Source organism: Saccharomonospora azurea NA-128 (assembly GCF_000231055.2).
GTDB classification, from domain to species: Bacteria; Actinomycetota; Actinomycetes; order Mycobacteriales; family Pseudonocardiaceae; genus Saccharomonospora; species Saccharomonospora azurea.
Map to the genome: position 1 here is coordinate 2742319 of NZ_CM001466.1, position 8224 is coordinate 2750542.

Genomic DNA, 8224 nt, shown 5'->3' on the forward strand with positions numbered 1-8224 from the left:
GCGTCGCTGGCGGATGCGAGCCACGCCTTCGCCCTGCTCGACCTCGGCCGTGGTCGCCACGACGCGGCCTTGCACCACCTCGACGCCGCGCCACGCGGTGGTGTGACCGGGTGGCTGCCGACCGCCGCGGCGCTGGCCGAAGCCACGGCCCGCACACACAACGCGGACACCGACCCGGCCGCCCGGCACCGCCGCTGGCACCGGGCCCGGGACGCCGTCGACGCGTACGCGCAGGCGACCCGGCACAGCGGGACCGACCGGACCCGGGCCGTGACACTGCGCATGCGGGCGTTGCTCGCCGAGTGCGCGCCCGAGGGCTGCGCCGACGAACCGGACGCGTTGTACGCGCGGGCCGTCGACCTGCACCGGCGGGACCCGCACGCCGCCTTCGACCGCGCCCGCACCGAACTCGGGTACGGGGAGTTCCTGCGCCGTCGACGTCGGACCACGGAAGCCCGTGCTCACCTCCGGACGGCGAGCACGATCTTCGAGAAGCTGGGGGCGCAAGCGTGGGCGGAGCGAGCGCGGACGGAACTCCGTGCGAGCGGGGAGCAGCTCCGCCCGCACGCCGCGGGCTCGTCGGAGCTGATCGCCCGCCTCACCCCGCAGGAACAGCGCGTCGTCGGACTCGCCGCGGACGGACTGAGCAACCGCGCCATCGGCGAACGGTTGTTCCTCAGTCCGCGCACCGTCGGCTACCACCTGTACAAGGCGTTTCCGAAGCTCGGGGTCGCCTCGCGCCGCGAGTTGGCCCGGCTCGGACTGCCCGGCTGAGGCCGCGCCGGCCGTGCCACACTGCGCAACGTGGAGTACCAACTCACGGCCGAACTCGCGTCCCCACCCGAGGCACCGGACCTCGACCCGTTGCAGCAGGTCGGCGTCGTCTCCCTGCTCGACGACCGGCTGACCAGCCTCGCGAGCATCGAGGGCCCGGACGGCATCGAGATCATCCCGATCGAGCACTCCCTCGAAGCGCACCTCGACGGCGCCGTCGTCCACTGGTTGCTGGACGCGCCCGCGTTGGCGCTCGCCGAGGAGGCCACCCGCGCCGTGCTGGAACAGATCGTCGACGAGACCGATCTGCTCGCCGGCTGGGAGGTCAAACACTGCGCCGTGACGGCCACCGACGACCAGCTGGCGAGCGCACTCGCGGCGTCCCTGGAACCGGGCGAGGTGCCCGACACGCTGCCCGCCGACCTCACCGAAGGCGTGGTGGGGCGCGCCTACGTGCTCGGCTCCGACGAGGTCGACGACATCGAGGCCGCCAGGTCGGAGGCCGAGCTGCAGGACCGCAGGGCGAGCCTGCTCCGGGCGGGCGAGCTCCTCCGCGCGTTCGACCTGGGCGCCTTCGGCGACCTCGACGAGCAGCAGGCCCGGTACGTGGCCGGGGCGCTCATGCACGGCGTCGAGATGCTCACCGACGAGCTGTTCGGCGACGTTCAACTGCTGGACGACGAGGACGCGACCGCCGACGAGGTGGAGGCGCTGTGGGCGGTGGACGAGCTGCCGCCGCAGTACACGGACCGGTACACCGCCCTGTTCGCCAAGCAGCTCCTCGTCACCACGGCGATCCTGGGCCACCGGCTCACCCGGGAAGGGTGGCGCGGTCCCCTGTCGGTGGCCGAGGCGCTCGCGCTGCGGATCGCGGAGTCGCGCGCCGAGGTGGAGCTCGATCTCGCCGAGGTGATCGATCCCGACGACGTCGACGGCGTGTACACGGCGTTCAACGCGCACGCGCTGGGCGGACTCGACCTGGACCTGCTCTACTCCGTCCCCGAGTTCGAGCTGTCCGACGACCTGCTCTTCGACAGCTGGTTCCAGCCGCGTGCCGACGCCGGCGAGACGACGCCGCACCCGTACCTCACCGACGAGGACGACCGGGACGCCGACGAGGGTTAGCCCGTCGGGCGTTTCACTCCGGTCGCCTGCCCCGGAGGACGCGGGGCATCACGAACCAGAGCACCGTGAACGTGCCGCCGACGAACGCCGCCAGCACTGCCATCACGACGCCCCCGAAGATCACCTTCACGATGAGGGCGACCGTGAGCGTGACGGCCACCGCGAGACACACCAACCCCGCGACGACCACGCGGTTGCCCACCCGCAGGATCTGGGTGCGCTGCCCCTCCCGGAAGAGGAGCCGATGCCACGCGGCGGGCGCGGTGAGCAGGGCCGTCGCGGTCGCGGTGAACAACACCGTCACCAGGTAGAGCCCCTTCTCGAACCCACTCGCCGCGCGGAACAGCTCGGTGAACGCCACGGCGAGGAGGAAACCGAAGAGGATCTGCACGCCCGCCTGGGCGACGCGCAGTTCGGCGAGCAGCTCGTTGAGGTTGCGCGCGAGCTGCTGGTGGCGGGGTTCGCCGCGGTCGGTCACGTCTTCACCTTCACCGGCTCTCCGGTGACCACCACGGGGTCCGGTCGCGACCGCTCGTGCCAACCCAGCGCGGTCACCGAGCACACCACGACGGCCAACCCCAGCCACTGCGTGGCCGACAGGACGGCGTCGAGCACGGTGACGCTGATGATCGCGGCGGTGGCGGGGAAGGCGAGCTCGGCCAGCGTCGCCCGCGCGGCGGGCGTGGCCTGCATCCCCACGTAGTAGAGGCTCAGCGCGAGCAGTCCGGGCACCACCGCCAGCAGGACGAGCCCCAGCGCGTTGTCCCAGCCCACCGCGAACGGGCTGCCCTGCGCGGCCACGATGACCGCGGCCACGGGCAGGCCGACGCTGAACCGCAGCGCCGTGACGTCACGGGGCCGGAGCTTCGCCGACACCAACCTCCCCAGCACGGTTCCGCCTGCCCACAGGGCTGCCGCCCCCAACGCGAGGAGCGCCGTGCGCAGGGCCGACACCTGCACCTGCAGCGGATCGGCGAACGCCAGCAGCCACGCACCCACCAGCGCGGGCACGGCGAACAGCAGGTACCCGGCGCGCAGCCGTTCACCCAGCACCACGAACGCGGCGAGCATCGCGAACAGCGGCTGCAGCTTCTGCAACACCAGCGGCGTCACCGGATCGCCGGTCTGGAACGCCGCCGTGAACAACGCCGTGGCCAGCGCCGACGCACCGCCGCCGATGACGAGGACGGCGATCCACTCCCGCCAGCCGCACCGCGCCAGCGCCCGCAACGCCGACGGCAGGAACGGCAGCAGGAACAGCACGACGATCACGTGCTCCCAGAAGACCACGGAGGCGGCGGGCAGCTCTCCCGCCAGCGGCAGCCTGAGCAGACCGTCGGTTCCCCAGAGAGCCGCGGCGATGGCCACGAGCCAGGTGCGATCGGAGTGGCCGGTTCGGACCGGTTCAGACGATGTCGGCACGCACCCAGGCTACGAGCCGACGCCTCGACGGCTCCGCACGAGCTCAGAAAACTGAGACGTACTCGGACGTGTGATTCGCGTTGCGGCCCCTCCGGGCAGCTGGTTAGGACAGACCATGCGCTCTCGAATCATCGCCGTTCTGACCACGCTCGTCACCGCCGCGACCATGACCGTCGCGACCGCGCCCGGCGCGCCCGGCGCGTCCGCCGCGTCCACCGACGACAACCGGCTGACCGCCGTGGTCACCACGTTCCAGGACCACCACCACGGCAAGGCCGTGACCTACGACGCCAGGCTCGTGCCGGTGGGCGCGCTGGCCGGTGTCGCGGTGCGGCGGTCGAAGTCCGACACCGTCACCGAACTCGAGGTGTACGGGCTGTCGCCGCACCGGGCCTACGGCGCCCACGCGCACGTGAAGCCGTGCGGACCGACCGGCGCCGCCGCCGGCTCGCACTACCAGCACGTGCAGGACCCGAAGCAGCCGTCGACCGACCCCGCCTACGCCAACGCGGAAAACGAGATCTGGCTCGACTTCCGCACCGACTCCTACGGGGCGGGTTCGGCGAAGTCGGAGGTCGCGTGGACGTTCGACGAGCGGCGCCCGGCCTCCGTGGTGATCCACGAACGCACGACCTCGACCTCCGAGGGCGAGGCCGGAACCGCCGGAAACCGCCTCGCCTGCATCAACGTGCCGTTCTGAGGCACGCCGAGACACGGTGTCCGTCTGAGCTCCACACCGTCGACAGGCCTGCGGCGCGACGTCGACAGGCCTGCGGCGCGACCCCGATGCGCCGCAGGCCTTTCTCGTGCCGATCCCCGTTTCGGCCGCTGTGCATCACCCTTCCTCTGACATACGGTGACACCTCGGTGACCAAGGCAGGGGCAGATGGACGACGACGCGGACGACAGGAAGGCCAGGTCCGGCTGGGGAGAACTGGGACCGAAGTGGATCACCGCTGTCGCCACCCTCATCACCGCGCTGGCGGGTACGGGCTTCATCCTCGGCCGGTCCACCGCCCCGGATCGCGGGGACCCGGGGCGAGGCCCCGACGACACCGCCACCGTCACGGTCACCGAGAACGCGCCCGACGAGCAGGTGGGCGGCGAGACGAGCACCCCCACCGACCCCGCCGTGCACTGGGCGGGTGAGTTGACGTTCGACTCGAACGCGAAGGGCTACAACCTCGACGTCCTGCCACCCACGCACACCGCGGGCCGCTACGTCGAGATCTTCATCGACGCGCTGGAATCGCACGGCGACGCGGCGACCTTCACCGTCTGGAAGAGCGCGGGGGTCCCGGGCAAGGACGACTGCGCCGCCGCGGTGGCCGACGAGGGCGTGAGCCGAATCAACCCCGTCGTGGAGAACAACCACATCTGCGGGCGAACGTACGAGGGGCGGATCTTCAGGATGACGATCGTCGCGACGAGCGGCGAGACCCAGGTCGACGTCGTCGTGTGGAAGTAGGCGGTACCCGGGCCGCTAGCGCGCCGCGTCGTAGCGCACCCGGGCCGCGGCGATCTCGCCCCGGTGCCGCTCGGCCCACTCGGTCAGCGCCCGCAGCGTGCCGTGCAGCTCGCGCGCCATGTCGGTGAGTGAGTACTCCACCTTCGGCGGCACGGTCGGGTACACGGTGCGGATCAACAGGCCGTCCCGCTCCAGCCTGCGCAGCGTCAGGGTCAGCATGCGCCTGCTGATGCCCTCCACGATCCGTTCCAACTCGGTGAAGCGCACCGGCCCGTGCGCCACGGCGACGAGGACCCCGATGCTCCACTTCCCGGCCACGTGATCGAGCACCTCGGCCAGTGGACAGGCTTCCTTCTCGAACGCCTCGGCGGCGGTGTCGCTCGTGGCGGCCGTGTCGGCGGTCCGTCCCGCACCCACGCCGACCTCGACGGACACATCCCTGTGACTCGGACGCGGGCGTCGTCTCGGGACTCTTCAACACCACACAGCAGTTCGGTGGGGCGCTGGGGTTGGCGAGCCTGCTCGTCGTCGCCTCCGTGCGCAGCGGCGACGCCGCGGCCGAGGGCGTGCCGGAACGCCTCGCCCTGCTCGACGGATACCGGCTCGCGTTCGGCGTCGCGGCGGACTCGCACTCACCGCACTGGCGGCGGCACTGCTGCTGGGCCGGCGCCCGGGTACACCGGCCGGGTGAACCGAGCGGCTCCGGCGCCGGAGACCCACGCACTCGATCGCCATCGCCACCAGCGACAATGGAGGGCGTGACCGCGATCCTGCCCAAGCCCGCCCTGCGGATCGGCCCGTACCAGGTCGATCCCCCGGTCGTGCTCGCTCCCATGGCGGGCATCACGAACGTGGCGTTCCGCCAGTTGTGTCAGGAGTACGGCGCGGGCCTCTACGTCTGCGAGATGATCACTGCTCGCGCCGTGGTGGAGCGGCACCCGGGAACCATGCACATGATGACCTTCGGACCCGACGAGAAGCCCCGGTCGATGCAGCTGTACGGCGTGGATCCCGCAACCATGCGCGAGGCCGTCAAGATCATCGTCGGCGAGGGTCTGGCCGACCACATCGACGCGAACTTCGGCTGCCCGGTCGCCAAGGTGACGCGCAAGGGCGGCGGCGCGGCCCTGCCGTACAAGCGGACCCTGTTCGCCAACATCGTGAGGGCGTCGGTGGAGGCGGCCGAGTCCGCCGGAGTGCCGTTCACCGTGAAGTTCCGCGTCGGCATCGACGACGACCACCACACCTTCCTGGACGCGGGCCGCATCGCCGAGGCCGAGGGCGCCGCCGCGGTCGCACTGCACGCGCGCACCGCCGCCCAGCGCTACTCCGGCAAGGCCGACTGGTCGCAGATCGCGCGCCTGAAGGAGGCCGTCACCAGCATCCCCGTGCTCGGCAACGGCGACATCTTCACCGCCCACGACGCACTGCGGATGGTGTCCGAGACGGGCTGCGACGGCGTCGTCGTCGGGCGCGGCTGCCTCGGCAGGCCGTGGCTGTTCGGCGAGCTGGAGGCAGCGTTCGCGGGCAGGCCGATTCCCGAGGGCCCGAACCTGGGCGAGGTCGCGCGCGTGCTGCGTCGCCACGCGGAGCTGCTCGTGCAGCACGACGGGCCCGACAAGGCGATGCGCGACCTCCGCAAACACATGGCCTGGTACTTCATGGGCTTTCCCGTCGGCTCGCAGCTGCGACGCCGATTCGCGATGGTGTCGTCGCTCGACGAACTCGACGAGTTGATCACGCAACTCGACCACGACGCGCCGTTTCCCACCGACGCGCTCGGCCCGCGGGGCCGCCAGGGCTCACCGGGCAAGGTCACGTTGCCGTACGGGTGGCTCGACGATCCGTACGACCCGTGCGTGCCCGAGGGCGCCGACATGATGCATTCGGGCGGCTGACCAGGAGTCCGCTTGCCAAACGCAAGCACACTTCATTCGCGCCAGGCTGGGGTAGCCTTCACACCATGGGCCAGCGACGCTACGGGCAGTACTGCGGTCTCGCCCACGCCGTCGAACTCGTGGGCGAACGCTGGACCCTGCTCATCGTTCGCGACCTGCTCGTCGGTCCCAAGCGGTTCACCGAACTCCGCCGCGGGCTCGTCCGCATTCCCACGAACATCCTGTCGGCGCGGCTGAAGCGACTCGAAGCCGACGGCCTCGTGCGACGGCGGGTCCTTCCCCGACCGGCGAGCGCGGTCGTCTACGAGCTCACCGACTACGGGCGTGAGCTGGACGAGATCGTGCTCGCACTCGGGCGGTGGGGCGCCCGAACGCTCGGCGATCCGCACGAGGACGACCTCGTCACCCCGGATTCGATCATCACCGCGCTGCGGGCGACGTTCCGGCCGGAGGCGGCGGTGGGGCTCGATCTGATCGTCGAGCTGCGCGTGGGCGACGTCGTCGTCACCGCCCGGATCAACGACGGCGTGCTGACCGCGTGGGAAGGCAGTGCGTCCGACACCTCCGACACCTCCGACACCGAGGACACCACCGACACCACCAGGACTCCCGACGCCGTCCTGACGATCGGGCCGAGGCTGCGGGCGATGCTTGCGAGGGAGATCACACCCGCCCAAGCCCTCGCGGAGGGCACACTCACCGTGTCCGGAGAGCCGTCCGCCACCGACATCCTGGGTACCGTCTTCGCCCTGGACCCGTCGCCGACGAGGTCGCTCGCGGGCCTCGACAGCGAGCGTTAGACCAGCACGAACAGTGAACGCACACTGCGCCGTCCACGTGAATGTGGGAGGCAATACACCACCCTGCGTGGAGCGGTACCGTCCAGTACGGCAACGCTGAGTAAAAAGCTCACGCCATGGTGTCGTCACAAACGGCCGATATACGTACGATAACGAAAGCCGTCCTCGCGACGATCAACAAGCAGATGTGGGAGCCCCACAGGGCAACCTGAGCGAAGGGAGCGTGCGTGTCCGACGATCACGGCACTCCCGGCCTCACCTCTCAGGCTGAGGAATGGCGAGCACGCGCGCAGCGCAACCGCGAGGAGGCCGAGAGGAAGCGGCGCCGGGCGCTCGACAGCCAGGGCGGCATCAGCGTGGCCGAGATGCTCGCGCGACACGCCGCCGAGCGCGGGGCGTCGGAGTCCAACGGACGGACGCGGTCGGCGCGCCAGCGTCGACGGGCCGCGGCCGAGGACGAGACGGTGCTGCCGCGCCACTCGCGGCACGGCAGCGACGACCTTCCGGCCGAGGACGCCGACCCGGCTCCGTCCACGCCACCCACGCCACCGACACCGCCGTCCTCTCCGCACCAGACGGTGTCGCCCCCGTCGGTGCCCGCGATGCCACCGGCGTCGATTCCCTCCATGCCTCCGGTCGCCCCGCCGCCCCCGACGCACACCACCGGGCGCCACGGGCGGCCGAGCGCACCCGAACCGCCGCCCTCCACCACGCGCCCCGGCAGCCGGATCGTCCTC

At 71.4% G+C, this 8224-nt stretch carries 9 protein-coding genes and 1 pseudogene; 7 read left to right on the plus strand and 3 right to left on the minus strand.

The window, feature by feature from the left end; translation table 11 throughout:
- Together SACAZDRAFT_RS23795 and SACAZDRAFT_RS12295 are read left to right on the plus strand one after the other, a co-directional pair.
- A partial coding sequence (locus SACAZDRAFT_RS23795; RefSeq protein WP_005442058.1) for a helix-turn-helix transcriptional regulator occupies positions 1 to 774 on the plus strand: 774 nt, incomplete at its 5' end.
- Between the two features lie 30 nt (positions 775 to 804).
- Positions 805 to 1899, plus strand: a complete 1095-nt coding sequence (locus SACAZDRAFT_RS12295; protein ID WP_005442065.1) for a hypothetical protein — start codon at positions 805 to 807, stop codon at positions 1897 to 1899.
- Positions 1900 to 1912: 13 nt separating this feature from the next.
- On the opposite strand, the gene SACAZDRAFT_RS12300 is transcribed toward SACAZDRAFT_RS12295, so the two are convergent.
- Positions 1913 to 2377, minus strand: a complete 465-nt coding sequence (locus SACAZDRAFT_RS12300; RefSeq protein WP_005442067.1) for a DUF6328 family protein — start codon at positions 2375 to 2377, stop codon at positions 1913 to 1915.
- Positions 2374 to 3267, minus strand: coding sequence for a DMT family transporter (locus tag SACAZDRAFT_RS12305; protein WP_040927977.1), 894 nt, complete (start codon positions 3265 to 3267; stop codon positions 2374 to 2376). Before SACAZDRAFT_RS12305 ends, SACAZDRAFT_RS12300 begins: the two co-directional genes overlap by 4 nt.
- Before the next feature lie 169 nt (positions 3268 to 3436).
- Between SACAZDRAFT_RS12305 and SACAZDRAFT_RS12310 the strand changes: the two genes are divergently transcribed.
- Positions 3437 to 4021, plus strand: a complete 585-nt coding sequence (locus tag SACAZDRAFT_RS12310) for a superoxide dismutase family protein (protein ID WP_005442070.1) — start codon at positions 3437 to 3439, stop codon at positions 4019 to 4021.
- A gap of 186 nt (positions 4022 to 4207) precedes the next feature.
- The gene (locus tag SACAZDRAFT_RS12315; RefSeq protein ID WP_005442073.1) at positions 4208 to 4789 is read left to right on the plus strand and encodes a hypothetical protein; all 582 of its coding nucleotides are present in this window, start codon (positions 4208 to 4210) and stop codon (positions 4787 to 4789) included.
- Between the two features lie 15 nt (positions 4790 to 4804).
- Here the strand turns inward: SACAZDRAFT_RS12315 and SACAZDRAFT_RS12320 are convergent, their stop codons facing one another.
- Complete coding sequence (locus SACAZDRAFT_RS12320) at positions 4805 to 5224, minus strand: winged helix-turn-helix transcriptional regulator (RefSeq protein WP_005442075.1); 420 nt, start codon at positions 5222 to 5224, stop codon at positions 4805 to 4807.
- A 314-nt stretch (positions 5225 to 5538) separates the two neighbouring features.
- Here SACAZDRAFT_RS12320 and dusB point away from each other — a divergent pair, with 314 nt between their 5' ends.
- The 3 genes and pseudogenes from dusB to SACAZDRAFT_RS23375 form a co-directional block, all read left to right on the plus strand.
- Positions 5539 to 6687, plus strand: a complete 1149-nt coding sequence (dusB, locus tag SACAZDRAFT_RS12325) for a tRNA dihydrouridine synthase DusB (protein ID WP_005442076.1) — start codon at positions 5539 to 5541, stop codon at positions 6685 to 6687.
- Positions 6688 to 6752: 65 nt separating this feature from the next.
- Positions 6753 to 7487 carry a winged helix-turn-helix transcriptional regulator gene (locus tag SACAZDRAFT_RS12330; RefSeq protein WP_005442077.1) on the plus strand — a complete coding sequence of 245 codons (735 nt, stop codon included), beginning with the start codon at positions 6753 to 6755 and terminating at the stop codon, positions 7485 to 7487.
- 227 nt (positions 7488 to 7714) lie between these two features.
- A pseudogene (locus tag SACAZDRAFT_RS23375) lies at positions 7715 to 8224 on the plus strand (hypothetical protein); the annotation flags it as partial.

Excerpts from the sequence above, each read along its gene's own strand:
- SACAZDRAFT_RS12310 (WP_005442070.1), top strand. The coding sequence starts at position 3,437 with ATGCGCTCTCGAATCATCGCCGTTCTGACCACGCTCGTCACCGCCGCG.
- SACAZDRAFT_RS12315 (WP_005442073.1), top strand. The coding sequence starts at position 4,208 with ATGGACGACGACGCGGACGACAGGAAGGCCAGGTCCGGCTGGGGAGAA.
- dusB (WP_005442076.1), top strand. The coding sequence starts at position 5,539 with ATGGAGGGCGTGACCGCGATCCTGCCCAAGCCCGCCCTGCGGATCGGC.
- SACAZDRAFT_RS12330 (WP_005442077.1), top strand. The coding sequence starts at position 6,753 with ATGGGCCAGCGACGCTACGGGCAGTACTGCGGTCTCGCCCACGCCGTC.